The organism is Paenibacillus humicus NBRC 102415, assembly GCF_004000905.1.
Taxonomy (GTDB): domain Bacteria; phylum Bacillota; class Bacilli; order Paenibacillales; family Paenibacillaceae; genus Paenibacillus_O; species Paenibacillus_O humicus.
In genome coordinates this window covers 1-17,959 of the sequence record NZ_BIMD01000025.1, presented here as the reverse complement: position 1 = coordinate 17,959, position 17,959 = coordinate 1, and the positions used below count along the sequence as shown (strand labels likewise).

Sequence of the window (17,959 nt, the reverse complement as noted above, 5' to 3'; positions counted from 1 at the left end):
TCAAGCCTCCTGCTGGACCCTCAGCCTCCGTCCAATACCCCATTGTACCTTGGGACAACAGCATTGCCTATGGAGCGAGACAACGCTTTCTTATACCTTTTCCACTTTCTCCAGATCATCGCTGGCGGCTCATCATCCACGTGCTCCCCGTGGTCGTCCATCCTCCCCGCGCCTCAGGTAAGATCGTTGATTGAGGCTAAGAAATCATTGCCTACCTCAACTTACAGCTCTTATTGATAGCGTTTACAATCGAGCTGAAGGAGGGTGCTGGATCAACGGAAAATGTTCAAACAAAGAATTGAACCCATCAAAAGGAGGAGATGTACATGAAGAAATGGAAATCCAGAGGCCTGCTGGCTCTGCTGCTGACGGCAATGATGCTGCTCTCTCCGCTGTCTGCCGAGGGCGGAGTGGTCGAGGCTGCTCCCACCTTCGCCAAGGGCGCAGATATCAGCTGGGTGGCGGGCATGGAAGCGCAAGGCTACAAGTGGAAGGATAAAAACGGAACGACGAGGGATATCCTCGACATCCTGAAAAAGGATTACGGACTCAATTCTGTCCGCATCCGGGTCTGGGTCAATCCGAACATGAGCGACTACGGCAATGGGTATATGAACGCGGACAAAGCGGCCGCCCTGGCCGCCCGCGCCAAGGCTCAAGGGATGAGCGTCATGCTGACGCTTCATTACTGCGACTCCTGGGCCGATCCCGGCAAGCAGACCAAGCCGGCGGCCTGGTCCTCCTTCACCTTTCAGCAGCTGATGGATGCGGTCTGGTCCCATACGGTCTATGTGATGAACACGATGAAGGCTAAGGGAGTGACGCCGGACTGGGTGCAGATCGGCAACGAGACGAACAACGGCATGCTCTGGGAGGACGGCAAGGCGTCCGTCAGCATGAAAAACTACGCCTGGCTCGTCAATACAGGCAACAACGCCGTCAAGAGCATCTTCCCCTCCGCCAAGACCATCGTCCATCTCTCCAACGGCTACGACAACTCGCTCTTTGTCTGGAATATCGGCGGGCTGGTGAGCAACGGAGCGTCCTTCGACATCATCGGCATGTCGCTGTATCCAACCGCCTCGGACTGGCAGACCAAGGTCAACCAGACGATCGCCAACGCCAATGACATGATCAGCCGCTACGGCAAGAGCGTCATCATCTCCGAGATCGGCATGGATTACAGCCAGGCGGCCGCCTCCAAGAGCTTCATCTCCGACATCAAGACGAAAGTAAGGAATATCGCAGGCGGCAAAGGCCTCGGCGTCTTCTACTGGGAGCCTCAGGCGACTCCGGGCTACAACTCCGGCTACAACCTGGGAGCCTGGCAGGCGGACGGCAAGCCGACGGTCGCTTTGGAGGGGTTCTTGAACTGAGCAATTGAAACCGGATTTATTAAATCTATCAGCAACCGAAACCGCTGTTCTACGGACCGATTGATCCGTAAAACAGCGGTTTCGGTTGCTGGACACCTACCCTGCGACATACATGCACTCGCGCATCACCTTAACCTCCTCTTCGCGATTAATGTTTCGTCTCATCAGGCAATCGTTAAGGCTTAAAATCTTGGAGTGTCGAAAAAATGGAGTCATAAACAGCCGTCGACAAGGTGATCTCGCCGGAATCATGAGGTAGTTTTGATCCTGGCGTATAAAAGCTCTCTTCTTCTTCATAACATTGAAAAATATAGGAGCAGTGTTGGATAAGAGCCTCTACACCGACAAAAAAATCAGGATTGATGACCATGAAAGTATGACAACTGCTTGTATCGTCCCTTTCCATTTCGACGCTTGCAAGTCCCCCCGACAGGAGCGCGCAGAACAATTCGATCGCAATGGACAAGCCTAATCCTTTATAGGCTCCCCCTGCCGCCTCTATTGGCAACAACGCTCCGCCATCTAAAATTTTTTTCGGATCCGTCGTAGGATGACCGGTTCTATCAATTCCCCAGCCCGATGGCACGGCTTCTTGATTGTTTGCATATTGCTTAACCGTATTATGGGACACCACGCTTGTTGACATGTCCAGCAAAAATCTATCTCCGTTTTCCAGATTTCTTGGAAATCCTATACTGATTGGATTTGTACCGAGGATAGCTCTCCTGCTTCCGCTCGGTGCAACAAGCGGCCTAGAGTTGGACATGCTGACGGCTACCAATCCTTTTCGCACGGCTAGGGAGGTGTAATAACCCGCTGAGCCAAAATGGGAGGAGTTTTTCACGGTAACGATGCCAATACCGAACTCACATGCTTTATTTATACATCTCTCCATGGCTATGTTTGCGATATAGTAGCCCATGCCACACAGTCCGTCTACCATACAAACCGCTCCATGATCGGAAATGATTCTGTAATTTGCCTTGCCCGATATTAGGCCTGCTTTCAATTTGTCTAATATAACGGGAATCTGAATTAGACCATGGGAACTATGGCCTCTCAGTTCGGTATCCATCAAGTTTTCCAAAATACAAGCGGCGACTTTATGCTCAATTCCGTTCCCATGCATCAGCGCTAAAAGATTCTGTCGCAGCTCTTTCGTTTGTACTTTGATGACGGAATCGAAATCGCCTCTGCGTTTTGTCAACGGTTCGTTCATCCTTTCATGTACGAGGTGCCTTAGGAAACATTTGATGTATCATGTTGCCCCTTGAATAGAACATCGTATGCTGGGTTGGATCCGAGAAGTCTACCATGATTTCCGTCCCCGACCACTTTCCCGTTATCTAAAACAATTACCCTGTCAGAGGCCAAGATGGAAGAAAGCCGATGCGCAATTACGATCACTGTCGCATCTTCGGCTACGCGTTCAATGGCTTGATGGATCATCCTCTCCGAATCGTGGTCCAGTGAAGAAGTTGACTCGTCAAAAATAATGATCCGAGGGTTGGTCAGAAGCACCCTGGCAATGGCAAGCCGTTGTTTTTGTCCACCTGATAGCTGGACACCCTTCTCACCGATTTTTGCATCGAGACCTTCGGGCAGACTATGAATGAAGTCGCTTAAACAAGCCCGGGTGCACGCATGCATCATTTCATCGTCCGTAGCAGAAGGCTGAGCAAGCAAAAGATTTTCCTTTATCGTCATGTCAAACAATACGCTATCCTGCATGACGATGCCTATCATTCGATGTAGGTCAACAGGGTCGATTTGCTTCATATCATATCCGTCGACTGTTACCCTTCCTTGTTCAGGAGAATAAATTCCGGTAACCAGTTTAGCAAGCGTGCTTTTTCCGGAACCGCTTTTTCCGACAATCGCTATTCTTTCCTTTGGCCGAATACGGAGGGAAATCCCATGGAGAGCATGCCGGTTCGAGGATTCATAACGGAATGAAACGTCATGCAGCTGCAGATCGCATTTAAATGAAAGCAGCTTGCAATTGCCCAACCTAGTCCGCGGAATCTGAACATTCACAACCTCAAGAACTCGCGTGATGGCAGGTATGTCACCTGCCATTTGAACATCCAACTGGTTGATAGCAGTGATGGAATTAAACATTTGCTCGAAGTATTTCATAAAAATGAGCAAGCTTCCAATTGTTAAATTTCCGTGAAGAATAAATAGACCACCGACAAAATACAGGTTCATGCGGGTAATAAAGAAATTTTTGAAGGAAATGAAAGTCATATTGCTACAGGCGTAGATTTGCTTCATAAAAAAATAATTACTTAGTTGATGCCAATAATTCGTAAATATTCGGGTTTCGCGTTTTTCAGTCGTCAGTGCTTTGATTTCCTTCCAGCTCTGAATACTGCTCCTTAGCCAGTTCTCGTAGCGCCCCCACAAAGATCGGTAAGCCTCTGAACTGTTTCTGACACCTTTGCTCAGCCAACGGTTCATCCAGAACGAGAGCGGAACCATAAGAAAGGCGAACACGGCAAGCTTCCAATTCAGGACGATCAGAATCAAGCCGATAATGGCGACCAAGAGATAATTAAAGTAGTATTCAATGATTTGCTGCCCCAGAAAGGTTTCAACGACGTCAGCATCCCGATCGATTCTGTTTTTCAGGTCTCCGGGGTTATAGCCCTGGTATTTCTTAAGCGGCATTTGCAAGTAATGGTTCAGTACATTTCGACGAAAATCAAACAAGATTTTCCCGAACAGCAGGTTGCCTACGTAGACTTGGCTGAATATAAACGCGGTCTCTAAAACGTAAATGCCGGCATACCCCGCACAGATCCGTGCAAGCATCTGCAGATTTTTTCCAATCATGACATCGTCTACCAAAATCTTGAAAAGGTAGGGAGCCGCAAGACCAAGAATCAGCAAAGCCCCCTTCAAAAAACTGAGCAAAGCAATCTTGCCCAAATGAGGAGAAAAGAAAGGAGATAACCGGTCAAGAACAATTTTCCGATCCCCAAGATAAATTTTCATCCCACGGCTCCTTTCTGTTCGCTCCCATACTGTTCCTGAAACAAGCTCCGGTAATGGGCAGAGCTCTCAACCAATTTGCTGTGATGGTCGCAATGAGATATAAGACCGTCTTGTAGAACGGCAACACGATCAGAATCCAGGAAAGTAGAAAGGCGATGCGCGATGATGATGGCCGTTCTACCCTTGCAAAGCTCCTTCCACGAATGTCGGATGATTTCCTCGGCTTCATAATCAAGAGCGGATGTGCTTTCATCAAAAACAATAATGGCAGGATCCTTCAAAAATATTCGCGCCATGGATATTCGTTGCTTTTGACCGCCGGAAAGCCCGATTCCTTCCGAACCGATAAGCGTATCCAGCTGTTTGGGCAGTTCCCGAATAAAAGGACTTATAAACGCCTTCTCGCATGCGGCCCAAATTTGATCATCCGTGCATCCCGGCATGCCTCTTTCAAAATTTTCTCGGATCGTTCCGTCGAAAAGGATTGCCTCCTGTTGCACAACGCCTATGCTTTTTCTCAAGGAGCGCAACTTGCAGTCCCTTATATCCTGACCGTCTATTTGAATAGATCCCTCTGTCACCTCATACAGTCGAAGCAAAAGATGGATCAGCGTGCTCTTTCCTGCGCCGCTCTTTCCGATTAACGCAATCTTCTCGCAGGGATTTATTTCCAGTTTTAAGCCTTTCAACACCTTTTCATTGCTGCTGTAGCCAAAGACAACATCGTTGAATAGGATTTTCCCATGCTCGACCTTCAAATCTAACGCAGTTGATGCATCTCTTTCCTCATCATACTGTAGCAAGGAAAATACCTTGCGGATCGAGACCATGTTTTGCTTAGCCTTCAGAACAGTATCACTAATTCCTTTTAAGCGGTTCGAGCAGACCGCAAAATAATCGATTACAGCGACAAACTCTCCAACGGTCAGATTTCCTCGCACAACAAAAAATGCGGCTAAAATGTTCAAGGAGGTTCCGACAGCTAAAAGCACCAAGGAATTAGCCCGTTCGGCACTTACTTGAATCATTTTGGAAACGTTCCGAATCCGAGTCAGATTGAACCAGAGACCGGTAAATCGTTTGTAAACCGGCCTCTGTCCGGACATCGCTCGAATCTGGACCATTCCGTCCAGCAAATCGAACAACCAGCTTGAGCTGTTTCCATATGCTGATCTTTCTTTTTGAGTAAACCCTTTAAGCTTCCCAGCGAAAAAGCGGGATATATACACGACAATCGGCGTCGTAATGACCATTAACAAAGCCAGCTTCGGCTGAATGAACGTCACCATTGCGATAGCCATAGTCAAACGAATCGAATCCGCGAACGTTCCGAATATATTGCTGTGGACCAGTTTTAAGACTAGCTCGGAATCCTGATTGATCCGGATCGTTAAATCCCCGGTCTTCGCCTTGTCTAAATAAAACGCCGGCATACGAAGAATTTTCTCGTATAATTTTTTTCGGATATCGAAAAGAAATCGTGTCGATAGATAGGACCATGTCAAATTCAAAATAAAATGCAAGGCCTGCTCCCCTGAAAAAATCAAGCCATATACAAGGATAATGATGACAAAGAAATCCATGTTGCCATTATAAAAAACCTCGTCAATGAGCATGCCGAAGATATAGGGGTAGAGCATGCCAATAAAGGAAGTTATGAGGACACAAGCAAACAGATTGATAAAGGACCATCGATAAGGCTTGGCAAAACTCCATATCCAAGTAGCCACCTGTGAACTTTCGACTTCTCCCTTTTCCACAATCTCATTTACCATGTGTCCTCCTGCTTGCTCTCCATGAACTTATCCAACACTTTTTCTTTGCCGGCCAAGGCCCTGACGTAGACCTTTTCATGCCCCACAGAGTTCCGAGCGTCGGCGGGAAGACCCTTTTCTCCTTTAAGCTCGATAGCCAGAACATATACGAGTTCATCAGATCCCGCCGTCTTTTTCATAATCACTGCATTGTATCTACTCTTTCCTCGCTCCGTGTCCCAGCCTATCTTTTGTCCTATGGACAGCTCGTCTGCAACCGACTTGTGCGCATTAAATTGAACGACAATCTCCCCTTGATTGTAAGAGACTTCGCCACCCATATCGGTATATACACGATCTATCGAAGAGATATTGACCAGGAGCGCAACCGCGCAGACAGTCGTCAAAACGACCAATAAAGAGACAAATGGAGTCTGGACGGTATAATAGAACCCTTTTCGTTTTAAAGATTTTTCCGACACGTCCGAAAACCACCTTTGATCCTATAACTGAAGGGTCAAGTCAATAAAATCTCTGCATTTCCCTGTGCGCACATCCGGATTTATGACATCGACAATTTCATAACAGATTTTGATTTCGCTTCCTATTATCTTCCGTAATTCCTCATCGAAACGACCGACAAGCGCTTCTTCGTCAAGCAGGCTTTCCTTATTGAGGCATAACTTTATCGTCAGCAAATTATTGGATTCTTTAATGGCCTGATATTGGGATACCGCTGATTTCCCCTGCATGCCGCTGACAGCTCGAGCGATGCCCGAGAAAAGGATGGCGTTAATCATTAGGCCCCCTTGAAGTGTAAAATAATCCGCTCGTCTACCTCCGTGCATGTTTAGGGTAAATGGTTCTTTGGCTCCGCAATTCAAGTCTTCAGGATGATGCAGATCGGCCATATCCCCTAGCCTATACCTAACAAGAGGCCAGGCTTTATTCGTCAGTGAGGTGACAAGAATCTCGTTCGTTTGAAAATTGGCGTTGTATCTCGTCTCGATGAATACCGATCTGTCCAATGCATGAAGATGTCCATCCACCTCACAGCTGAATCCAAGCGCCCAGAATTCCCTGGAACCATAATGGTTTGCAACCTTACAGCGAAAACTTTCTTGGATAAGTCTTAACTGATCTTTGGTTACTATCTCTCCATTTAATTCAATAAATTCCATCTGATGAAATGGAAGTTCCATTTGATTGATATGAAGAGCCAGCCTTGCAATCGCGGTTGGAGGTCCATGCATCCAGCGTGGTTGGAAGGCCACGATGTGAGCCCAATATTCCGAAAGCTTGGACGAGCTCATATCATTCAGAGGGATATGAATATCGTTGCCCTTATAGATAACGGAGTTGATAATAAGTGATTTGTCCTCTCCGCTTCGGAACGTGTAGAATCTCGCAAATTTGTCGCCGGGCGAAAGATCCCGCAACCATTCCCTCCGCTTTTTCCATAATGCATTTGAGCAGCGAATTCTCTCTTCTTTGGATTTATAGCAGATTAGCGGCGTGCCTTCCGTACCGCTGGTGATATCAACGAGCAATTCCTCTTTTCTGTACCGGTCTGATATAAGCATATCCGTAAATTGCTTTGCCTCGTTCTTCTCCAATATAGGCACCGCTGCCGTAAAGCTGTCGTAATTGAATTGATTCTCGGCTAAAACCAAATTCCATCTATTCCTATAAAAAGGAACATTTTCAATGCAATTTCTATACATTTCGTAAATTTGCTGTTTTCTGTGTTCAAAAAAAATAACGTTAGCTTCATTCCGAACAGCAAGATTTTGCTTCATTCTCATTCCTCCAGCTATTGACACTTTAAATGCTCATCCAATGGAAATGTTACGGTTGGTGTCCCCCCGCTATTGCGGCTGCATATGGATTTATATGCATTCGACAAAATTTTGATGGACAATTCATGATCCAACAAATCGGAATGTCTGTTCTGACCGCTAAGGAATTCAAGCAAGCAAGTTTCGCGGGATTGTTCGTTGAAACCGATGAATAATTCATTATTAGAAGGGCATGACAAATCATCTATAGTAATTTTCTCGAAGGGCTTTCCACCGATGATATCGGTATTGCGAAATATATAGATTTCAAAATGCTCCAGAGATCCCGTTAGATTATCCTTATCCCAACATCTATCTTGAATTTGCTTCGATTGATAACTATGTACCTGAATGTTCATCAACGGACCAACCTGAATGTTAGCCCGTTCATGACGCACTCTTCCGTTCGATTTATATGTATCGCTAGGAAGCTCTGTCCAGGCTCTCCGCGAGAATCCGTTTTGAAGAAGATTTAGGCTGCAGGTTGTCATCACTTTTCCTTTTCTTGTAAATTGCAGCAGGCTATAGAAATCAATCTCTCCGAACTGACTCAGACGCCCGTTCGCTCTTTCATTGAATACCTCTGTAAATTTTTCCGTTTTAAAGATCCGCCGGTAATCCTGATGATTGATGGCTTCCATAAAATCGTCCGGCCTTGTTATCATGCTATACATCTCGACGTGATCGGCTGCCTTCTCTTCCAAGCTGAAGTTGAGTTTGAGCAGCCAGCTCATCAGATCAATGAAATGGTAACCGCTGTGAAACAGCTTGCCGTATCCGTATTTGTATGGATGGTTCTCCCTCGTAAGAAACTCATCCGGCATGTTCCACATTCCGTCGCAATGGTAGATTTCTATTCCAGTAATCGGAATCTTGAATTTCTCTAAGCAGGCGCGAAGCGTCTCACGGACATAAAGATATCCTTGATGCCAGCGTCTCTGGCATTGAACCTCACACAATACACCGTCTATTTTAGCTTGCCTGTAAAGAGCGGCTAAGTGCTCATATTGCTCTAGAATTCGTTGAGCACTTTCAGCCTGTGTGCTGACATGGAGCGGCGAAGTAATCGGCTTGTCTGTCAGCGTATGAATCCGGTTACTAATAAAAAATTTCAAATAGGCGTAATGCGCCTTGGGTTCGGTTGAGATCACGGCATGGGTGATTCCATGATCTCGTATCCGCTTAAGCAGTTTTCTCTGGTCGTACTCGGAGATCTCTTCTTCATCGCGGCACTCATCTGCGATAAACAAAGTATCTATATTAAGACCGTGTAGTTCCAAATACTCCATAACCAATTGTCTTTGTGATTCCAGTTCGACAATGAGTTTCGGCGCCAGTTTGTATTTTTTGAAATAATGCATATAAATTCTTTTTGCATGAAGTCCAAGACCAACCAGTACAAGTGGTTTGTTCCACGTAAATTGTAACGTTTCTCGCTTATTTGGCAGGGAGCTGGAAAGGACCTCAACCATGATAAGTTTCACACCCTTTGCCGTTCATGTCGTTCGCAGGTCCTCAGGCATAATGGACCGTTTCAAACATTTCATGGATTCCTTTGCTCCAGAATATGGTGCCGGCAAGATCCGTATATTTGCGTCCTTTTGTCGTGAGATGCATTTTATCTCCTTCCGTGTAGACGAGGTCGTTATGGATCAACGCTTCAAACTCTTCAGGGAAGTCCTCATACGGCGAGGAATGATATCTTTGATAATAAGCAGCGGTATCCAAAACGCCCAGAAACCAGGCATATACAATTGTTCGCCGCTTGTTTTCTTCCTCATTCATTTCAAAGCCATACCACGACAATTCCCTAAAATCTTTAGTCATGTAATCTTCAATGGCTTTCTTAACAAGCTTGGCGTCTTCCCAGCTTGAAGTCCCATAATGAATCAGATTGCTGTAAGATCTGGACCCACTGCCGATTCCCAACGTTTCTGTCCCTAGATATTCATAAATTTTTTGCTGATGGGTGGAGTTTTGATTCTTCTTGATGAATTTCACGTGGGATTCGCAGTCATATCCGTTATGGATGAGATAATCATAATAGAGTTCGTACAGTTGGTACTTCTCTTTGGTAGTCATTATAGCCGAGGACGTTTTAAACATGCTGCTTTTCTTGCCAGAGAGCGGATAAATTGAAATCGTTTCAGGACCAAACGCGACAACTTCTTTCAGTGTTTCCATGAAACTATCATTGTCTTGTCCAATGATGCCATTAATCAGGTCAATGTTGACGTTAAGCCCGTTGTCGCGAATGGACTGGATCACTCCCAAAATATCGAGAGTTTCATCGCGGTTAACTCCTTTTCGCAATTCCCCTTTCAAACTCTGTACACCGAGGCTGAGTCTTTTTATTCCAATCTTGGATAGATCGGAAATGTACTCCTTGGTAATGATTTCAGGCGAAATTTCCATGGAAGGCTCGAGATCCTTATCGAGGCTTACATTACTTTTAACAAGCGTATCGAAAAACTTTTCATAGTCCGAAACGGATACCGTATTAGGAGTTCCTCCACCAAAACAAATCGATTTGATATTTACTTTTTCTTCGAAGAAAGTGTTGTAAAAAATAAATTCCTCATTCAATCTCTGCATATATCGCCTGTAGTACTCCTCATCATCCTTGACAACCTTGAAAAAGGTGCAAAAAGAACAGCTCCATTTGCAAAAAGGAATATGGGCATACAGATTCAATTCCTTCACATGCTGCCACGTTCTTCTAAAGTCCACTTCGATTGGCTTATATGCGAAGTGGCTGGGGTACATTCCGATGATAAATCCAGGCCAATAGCCTACTTGAATCATTTTTTGAAGCCTTCTTGATAACCTGTTCATTCGAATTGCCTCCCCATTTTGATCTGACTTCCTTTCCTGAACGGGCTAGGACATATTTCCTATCGTTTCATCCGACGTCTTGGACAAAACAAGATCCAAAAAAGCTTCATAGCGCTTCACGATGTCAAAATCTAGATCTTCATCATCAATCTGAATATTGAACTCAAGCTCCGTATCTATAATCAGTTCGATCATTTTGATGGAATCATAGCCAAAATCATCTGTCAAACTCGAATGGATAGAGATTTCTTCCATCGACAGCGCTATGTTGGCATGATTGCTAATTAGCTTCCTCAACCTGCGGTCTATATCGTTCATTGTCTACATCCTCTCTAGACAGGGGTTGAACTCTGCATCCCTATCATTACTATTACGTCTAATCTTGCCTGTAAGGGTTTTAGGTAGATCACTTACCAGGGTTATTCTGTGCGGCACTTTGAAAGAGGATAGTCTTTCCATGCAGTAGCGAATAATTTCGCTTTCGCTCACGGAATTAGCTTCTTTGTAAATAACGATTTTTGCAGCAATACCTTCGCCCATTAATTCACTTGGGTAGCCTTCGACGCATGCCTCCTTGACTGCAGGATGGTCCAAGAGTATTTCTTCAATTTCTTCGGGGTAGATGTTCATGCCGAGGCTTATAATGATGTTTTTCTTTCTTCCCACAAGATATAAAAAACCCTCTTCATCTTTAAAGCCAAGATCACCGGTATACAGCCATCCGTTCTTCAGCACCTTTGCCGTTTCCTCGGAAGCACCAAAGTACCCCTTCATAATGTTGGTGCCGCGGACGATAAGCTCCCCTATTTCCCGAATTCCGGCTTCCCCTTCGAAATCGCTTACAATTTGGACCTCGACTCCAGGAATTGCTTTTCCTATAGAGCCCAGCTTACGCCTGGCATCAACCGGCAAGAGGGCTGATATCCGCGGTCCAGCCTCAGTTTGGCCATAGGTATGAACCATTCCGGCGGAAGGGAATATATCCATGAGCTCTGCTATTCTTCCAGCCGGCATGACTCCTCCACCAAAGCATATATATCTCAATGATGTCAGGTCATAGTTGACTATTCGATTGCGGGCCCAAGCCGCAATCATATAAAGCATGGAAGGTACGGCTGTAAAGTTTGTTATTTTTTCTTTCTGGATGGTTTTGTACCACAATCCTGGCAAAAAAAAGCTGTCCATAATGACAATGACCGCACCGAGGTAAAGATGTGTAAGGAACTGCGCCGTGTGGCAATAGCCAAAAATCATCGGAAGCGCTATGAGCACCCTATCTTTCTGCGTCAGCTGAAGGGACTCGACATTTGAGCGGATATTGACCAAGAGATTATCATGTGTCAGCATGACTCGCTTGGGATTGCTTGTAGACCCCGATGTATGGAGCAATACCGCGACATCATTTAAGTGGGATTGGCAGCACGTCGTTGGAAAGGAAGTCAATTCGTTCCGACCTGCCATCTGCACACTATTGGTCTCGATATCGACGATCATAACGCTTGCATCCGAATTGCTAAGTTCCTTGAAGAGCAGTTGCCCATATTCTTTATTGGTCAGAATAATCCGTATACCGCAATATTTAATGGTGCTGAAAAGCTCCGGCTGCTTGGCATGCACGCTGATTGGTACGATAATCCGGTCCAAGTAGGACAAAGCGAAATATGCAACGGCAAAATCCAAGGAATTGGGAAGGAATATACCTGCGAAATTACTTTTGTCAGATAGTTCTCGTAAAATCGCCGCTTTCTTTTCAGCCAATAGATGAAGCTGCCGATAAGAGGTATTTATCCCTCTATATTGAATTGCGACACGCTCCTCATTTCGTCTTCCAAACAATAGATCCTTTACCTTCATGAATAACCTCCTATGCCGTAATTCTCTTGTCGAACAATTCAAACAATAGACGTTTTAGCGTGGAATGAATCGAGAAGTAACGGGAGTTGGACAGGTCTTCCTTAGACACCCAGGTATATTCTGAATGCTCTTCATTAATTGATAAGTGGCTTAAGCTCCCGGGCTTCGGCACGACAAGATAGGTGAATACGAGACGAAAAATATCCCCCGCAGCACTTTCGCCCTTGAAAGTGCGCTGATCCAGCTCTTCGAGGAAGACGACATCCAGGTTCGTCTCTTCCTTAGCTTCCCGATAAAGAGCCTCGATGGGCTTCTCCTCGTATTTGACTTTGCCGGACGGAACACACCATACGTTCGGATACACGAGGGAATTTCCAGAGCGCTTGGTCAACAATATTTTACCTTCATGCCAAATGACAATTCCCACAGCAATTCTATAATTGGGATAGTTCGCCATGAAGTGCCTCCCCAGAAATAAAGCTGGCATCCTTAAGATGCTCTTGCGAATTGGTCATCAGGATATATTTATACCCTTCATGAAACCTCCAATGATGAATTCCAGTATCAAGTCCATGAAAACGGACTCCGCCACGGCTGATCGGCAATCCGAGGAAAGCATCAAAGAGCTTATTAATCGTCATCGTATGAGCGACGAGTAGTACGGTTTTATCTTGATAGGCTGGAGTATGGAGCAGCTTGGAAATGAAAGTTTCAGCCCTTGCCCGCAATTCTATGTCTGACTCGCCTCCTTCAATTGCCTCATGCGGTTTGCGTCCTCCTGGCACCTCAGGATATTTGGTTGCGGCTTCCGACCGGAGCATACCCGCAAGCACGCCATGGTTCCAGTCAAGAAGATTGTCATCTTTAGTTACTTTTATGCCGACAGTTTTGGCGATAATTTCGGCACATTCGACAGCACGACTTAACGGACTCGTAAAAACCGCGACCGGCTGAAAATGGGTAGCTATCCACTGAGCGGCTCTTACAGCCTGCCCTCTTCCCTTATCGGTAAGAGGATAATTCGCTCGACCCTCCATTCGTTCTTCAATATCAGCAACCGACTCTCCGTGTCTGACTATCAAAATATCCATAGACAACCTCTCTCCTCATGCCTTCATGATATCCTCGATAAACCGTTCTTCCATTTCTCTCATTTCTTTGCATTTTTCTGAAATTGCAATCGTGGAGATGGAGCCGGATACGACCCTCGCTCTAATTGTAAGGTTCCGGATGATCTGCGCTTTATTTAAAATGAGCTCAGCTTGATGCAGCAGAGATTGATTATGATCAGCAAAATGGTTTAGATACATATAGCGAAGGCGGTCATTCATAATTTTCTTATGCTCCCAAATAAGGTAGAACGCCCTGTGATCCAGCTTGACACTGTGTTTTTCGACCATTTGGAGATGCTCCAGCAAAGAATCGTAAACATTCATTCCGAATATGTAGTTGTCTTCCGTCTCGAAAGCAAATGATTGGGATTTTTGATGGCACTTTAGCAAAAATTGAAACCGATTCCTATCGAAAGGAATCGAGACATTTTCGTTAAATTCATAGATCCAATCCTTTTTCATATAAAAGGGAAGCTTGTTGTCTTCTAAGGCGTTATTTGTGCTGCGATAGGCTTCAATAAGGTCGGAAAAAGCCAGTTGTTGACGGGATGGGTAGCCTCTGCCGTCAAAGCCCAACACCTCAAACTGACCCTCAGAACTATCAAAGCCATAAATCATGAGATCATGGTAATAATCCTCGGAAAAATTCCGGTAGGGCACATAAAAATCATTGAGGTAGACTGCAATATACCGTCCTTGTTCGATGTGATCCAACAGCTTGTCCACAATTTGTGCTGAAGAACAACGGTCTTCGGAATAGTTGCTTACGAACGGAGAGCCTTCATAGAACGGATATTGTTGATCATAGCTGAAATAGTTGACGATTTTATCGAAATCACTAGGGAATGTCTCGGGGCAGGATAAGGCTGCGAAATGGCTGTAAAACCAGTCGAGATAGATACTGTTCCGGCTAAGTATGGAAAACAAATTGGTATGTTGCGGATAAGTCCTGACAAGAGGCTCTCCTAATTCCAATATGTATTTCAACTAACCCCTCCCCTCCCCTGCTATCTATGGATAATAATCCAAAATCTTGAAATACAATATATTTATGATACTTCCTGCCCCGTCAAAAATATAGGTGCATAATTTCGGAATAGGTGTATTTTTTTAGTAATTGTAAAAATCGGAGCCAAGTAGGGACCTGCTCGAATCAAAAAAACCGCCATCCCCAGTTCAAAAAGATCTGGATAATAGCGGTTTTAGAGGAATTGTAAAAAGCGGCTAGATGCCTTGAACACCATACATGCGGTCGCGCAGAGCTTGAATGTCTTTGTTCTCGAGGTACTCGTCGTAGGTCGTCATCCGGTCGATGATGCCTCCCGGCGTGATCTCGATGATGCGGTTGGCGATCGTCTGCACGAACTGATGGTCATGCGACGTGAACAGGACGGTGCAGTCCGTGTCGATGAGCCCGTTGTTGAGCGCCGTGATGGACTCGAGGTCCAAGTGGTTGGTCGGTTCATCCATGATGAGCACGTTGGAGCCCGAAAGCATCATCTTGGAAAGCATGCAGCGGACCTTCTCTCCTCCGGAGAGGACGTCGGCTTTTTTCAGCGCTTCGTCGCCGGAGAACAGCATGCGTCCCAGGAAGCCGCGGATGAACGATTCGTCCTGATCCTTGGAGTACTGGCGCAGCCAATCGACGAGGTTGTCCTCGACGCCGTCGAAGTACTTGGAGTTGTCCTTAGGGAAGTATCCTTGGGTCGTCGTAATGCCCCATTGGAACGAACCCGCGTCAGGCTCCAGCTCGCCGGTGATGAGCTGGAAGAACACCGTCTTCGGCAGGGTGTTCGGGCCCACGAAAGCGATCTTGTCGCCCTTGTTCACCGTCAGCGTCAGGTTGTCGATCAGCTTCTCGCCGTCGATCGCCTTGGTCAGGCCGTCGATCAGCAGAAGCTGCTTGCCGGCTTCGCGCTCGCCCTTGAAGTTGATGAACGGATATTTCCGGCTGGAAGGCCGGATGTCGTCCAGAGTAATCTTATCGAGCATTTTCTTCCGGCTCGTCGCCTGCTTGGACTTGGACTTGTTGGCGCTGAAGCGCTGGATGAACGCCTGCAGCTCCTTGACCTTGTCTTCCTTCTTCTTGTTGGCGTCGCGCTGGAGCGCGAGGGCCAGCTGGCTGGACTCGTACCAGAAGTCGTAGTTGCCTACGTACATCTGGACTTTGCCGAAGTCGATGTCAGCGATATGCGTACATACCTGGTTCAGGAAGTGACGGTCATGGCTGACGACGATGACGGTGCCTTCGAACGTGGAGAGGAACTTCTCCAGCCATTCGATGGACTGCATATCCAAGTGGTTGGTAGGCTCATCGAGCAGCAGGATGTTCGGGGTGCCGAACAGCGCTTGCGCGAGCAGGACGCGGATCTTGGCGTTGCCGTCCAGCTCCTTCATCAGCTTGTCATGCAGGTCCGGCGTGATGCCGAGGCCGTTCAGCATTTCGGCTGCTTCGGATTCGGCTTCCCAGCCGTTCATGTCCGCGAACTCGGCTTCGAGCTCGCCCGCGCGCATGCCGTCCTCGTCGGTGAAGTCGGCTTTGGCGTACAGGGCGTTCTTCTCGTTCATGACTTCATAGAGCTTTTTGTGGCCCATGATGACGGTCATGAGAACCGGCACTTCGTCGTATTCGAAATGGTTCTGCTTCAGGACGGCCATGCGCTCGCCCGGGGTGATGTGGACCTCGCCCGTGTTCGGCTCGATCTCGCCGGAGAGGATTTTCAGGAACGTCGACTTGCCCGCTCCGTTCGCTCCGATGAGGCCGTAGCAGTTGCCCGGCGTGAACTTGATATTGACGTCTTCAAAAAGCGCTCGCTTGCCGTACCGAAGCGATATTCCGCTCGTACTGATCATTGGTGTGAATCCCGTCCTTCATCTATAGTTTGGCGGATAGCCGCCTGTAGTCAACGGTGTTGTGCAAGTCAATGGAAATTGCGGCATTCGGCGCCAAGAGGAAATGGTGCTTAACCTCTGGCGTGGGTGACCAAGAAGTGAAACACGTATGAATCGCCTCATGAACAGTAGAATACAGACTGCCGCAAGACAGACTTTCTTAAGTATAGCATAATTCCCGAGTTGTAGGGAGACCTTCAAAGTTCCTTGCTTGTCAGTCAACTCGACCCGTCATAACCCTTAATCCCTTTTCCCCAAGACGGTAGACGTGATGCCTTCTCACCCCTTCCCCCTCCGAAACGATCCAGCCATCCGCCATCATCCTGCGCAGAACCGTGCGCGCCGTATCTTTTCCTACCTGCAGCCAGCGGCAGGCGTCGGTCAGTTTGAATGCCTTCCCATAAGCCGCATTTCTCAGCAATTCCCTCTCACGAGGACCTATTGACTCTAATCCTTCTCTTGCCCGACCGCGCCTTCCAAGTAGTTCAAAAAGCGATCCCCGGCATGCATCCGGCTTTTTGTCCAGCTCATCCCAGCTGAAAGGCATGTAAAGATAACCGGCAACAGCCATGCATCTCAAGCGCTGGCGGTCCATGGAAAAGCGCTCCCTCGTCATTAATTCTACATGGGGCACGTAACCGTCGCATTCGATAATCAGCCGCATCGGCTCGTAGTAAACGTCGGCATAATACTTGTACCCGCCAGGACTAACAAACTCATATTCCAATTGAAACCCCTCGAAGGAGCCGAAGACAGGCATGATTAGAGTTCGGAGCAGCTTGATCGTGCCATGCAGATCCCTTGCCAGCATCTCCAATCTTTGACCTTTCGCCGACGTCCGCTGATCAGCGATGAAAGCCTTCATATCCGTATCAAAATTTCTTTCCGTTAATGACTTCATATTACAGCTTTACACATCCTTGTCCTTGAAAATAGAAAAAGCCGCTTGCTCCAAAGGAGGCAAGCGGCGTGTGCTTCACGCTCTAAAGTATCCATGGTTTCTCGTTGATGTTTTCATCGGCACTAATCCGATGATAGACCGCAGACTGGAGAATGACAAGCGAGCAGATGATTGTAAGACGGTTTTTTCTGCTTATTTCGCTGCTTCGGCCGCTGAAGCTCCGTGTAAGACGGTTTTTTCTGCTTATTGGGCCGCTTCGGTCGCAGAATCTCCGTGTAAGACGGTTTTTTCTGCTTATTTGGCTGCTTCGGCTTCAGAAGCTCCATGTAAGACGGTTTTTTCTGCTTATTTCGCCGCTTCGGCAGTAGAAGCTCCTTGTAAGACGGTTTTTTCTGCT

At 46.7% G+C, this 17,959-nt stretch carries 16 protein-coding genes; 2 read left to right on the top strand and 14 right to left on the bottom strand.

What is annotated here, in order from left to right; translation table 11 throughout:
- Nucleotides 1-326: 326 nt before the first annotated feature.
- Nucleotides 327-1,376 (top strand): glycoside hydrolase family 53 protein, encoded by a 1,050-nt coding sequence (locus PHU01S_RS15405; RefSeq protein WP_127508300.1) that lies wholly within the window; start codon nucleotides 327-329, stop codon nucleotides 1,374-1,376.
- Between the two features lie 175 nt (nucleotides 1,377-1,551).
- On the opposite strand, the gene PHU01S_RS15400 is transcribed toward PHU01S_RS15405, so the two are convergent.
- The 14 genes from PHU01S_RS15400 to PHU01S_RS15335 form a co-directional block, all read right to left on the bottom strand.
- Nucleotides 1,552-2,583 (bottom strand): Ldh family oxidoreductase, encoded by a 1,032-nt coding sequence (locus PHU01S_RS15400; RefSeq protein ID WP_164763082.1) that lies wholly within the window; start codon nucleotides 2,581-2,583, stop codon nucleotides 1,552-1,554.
- Nucleotides 2,584-2,615: 32 nt separating this feature from the next.
- On the bottom strand, nucleotides 2,616-4,376 hold the full coding sequence (locus PHU01S_RS15395) for an ABC transporter ATP-binding protein (RefSeq protein WP_127508296.1): 1,761 nt from the start codon (nucleotides 4,374-4,376) through the stop codon (nucleotides 2,616-2,618).
- On the bottom strand, nucleotides 4,373-6,151 hold the full coding sequence (locus PHU01S_RS15390; RefSeq protein ID WP_127508293.1) for an ABC transporter ATP-binding protein: 1,779 nt from the start codon (nucleotides 6,149-6,151) through the stop codon (nucleotides 4,373-4,375). The genes PHU01S_RS15395 and PHU01S_RS15390 overlap by 4 nt, the downstream gene beginning before the upstream one ends.
- Complete coding sequence (locus tag PHU01S_RS15385) at nucleotides 6,145-6,612, bottom strand: hypothetical protein (protein ID WP_127508291.1); 468 nt, start codon at nucleotides 6,610-6,612, stop codon at nucleotides 6,145-6,147. Before PHU01S_RS15385 ends, PHU01S_RS15390 begins: the two co-directional genes overlap by 7 nt.
- 21 nt (nucleotides 6,613-6,633) lie before the next feature.
- Nucleotides 6,634-7,929 (bottom strand): phenylacetate--CoA ligase family protein, encoded by a 1,296-nt coding sequence (locus PHU01S_RS15380; protein ID WP_127508289.1) that lies wholly within the window; start codon nucleotides 7,927-7,929, stop codon nucleotides 6,634-6,636.
- A gap of 14 nt (nucleotides 7,930-7,943) precedes the next feature.
- On the bottom strand, nucleotides 7,944-9,440 hold the full coding sequence (locus PHU01S_RS15375) for a Gfo/Idh/MocA family oxidoreductase (protein WP_164763081.1): 1,497 nt from the start codon (nucleotides 9,438-9,440) through the stop codon (nucleotides 7,944-7,946).
- Nucleotides 9,441-9,483: 43 nt separating this feature from the next.
- Complete coding sequence (locus PHU01S_RS15370; RefSeq protein WP_127508284.1) at nucleotides 9,484-10,803, bottom strand: radical SAM protein; 1,320 nt, start codon at nucleotides 10,801-10,803, stop codon at nucleotides 9,484-9,486.
- Between the two features lie 45 nt (nucleotides 10,804-10,848).
- Entirely contained in the window at nucleotides 10,849-11,121 is a 273-nt protein-coding gene (locus PHU01S_RS15365) for an acyl carrier protein (protein ID WP_127508282.1), read from the bottom strand.
- Nucleotides 11,122-11,124: 3 nt separating this feature from the next.
- Nucleotides 11,125-12,657: a class I adenylate-forming enzyme family protein gene (locus PHU01S_RS15360; RefSeq protein WP_127508280.1), complete on the bottom strand. Its 1,533-nt coding sequence runs from the start codon at nucleotides 12,655-12,657 to the stop codon at nucleotides 11,125-11,127.
- Nucleotides 12,658-12,667: 10 nt separating this feature from the next.
- Complete coding sequence (locus tag PHU01S_RS15355) at nucleotides 12,668-13,114, bottom strand: NUDIX domain-containing protein (RefSeq protein ID WP_127508278.1); 447 nt, start codon at nucleotides 13,112-13,114, stop codon at nucleotides 12,668-12,670.
- Entirely contained in the window at nucleotides 13,092-13,748 is a 657-nt protein-coding gene (locus PHU01S_RS15350; protein ID WP_127508276.1) for a histidine phosphatase family protein, read from the bottom strand. The genes PHU01S_RS15355 and PHU01S_RS15350 overlap by 23 nt, the downstream gene beginning before the upstream one ends.
- Nucleotides 13,749-13,763: 15 nt before the next feature.
- Nucleotides 13,764-14,756, bottom strand: coding sequence for a hypothetical protein (locus PHU01S_RS15345; RefSeq protein ID WP_127508274.1), 993 nt, complete (start codon nucleotides 14,754-14,756; stop codon nucleotides 13,764-13,766).
- Nucleotides 14,757-14,993: 237 nt separating this feature from the next.
- Entirely contained in the window at nucleotides 14,994-16,622 is a 1,629-nt protein-coding gene (locus PHU01S_RS15340) for an ABC-F family ATP-binding cassette domain-containing protein (protein ID WP_127508272.1), read from the bottom strand.
- A gap of 253 nt (nucleotides 16,623-16,875) precedes the next feature.
- The gene (locus PHU01S_RS15335; RefSeq protein ID WP_127508270.1) at nucleotides 16,876-17,562 is read right to left on the bottom strand and encodes a putative endonuclease domain-containing protein; all 687 of its coding nucleotides are present in this window, start codon (nucleotides 17,560-17,562) and stop codon (nucleotides 16,876-16,878) included.
- Nucleotides 17,563-17,587: 25 nt separating this feature from the next.
- On the opposite strand from PHU01S_RS15335, the gene PHU01S_RS26365 reads away from it, so the two are divergent.
- On the top strand, nucleotides 17,588-17,959 hold a 372-nt coding region (locus tag PHU01S_RS26365; RefSeq protein ID WP_218032458.1), incomplete at its 3' end, for a hypothetical protein.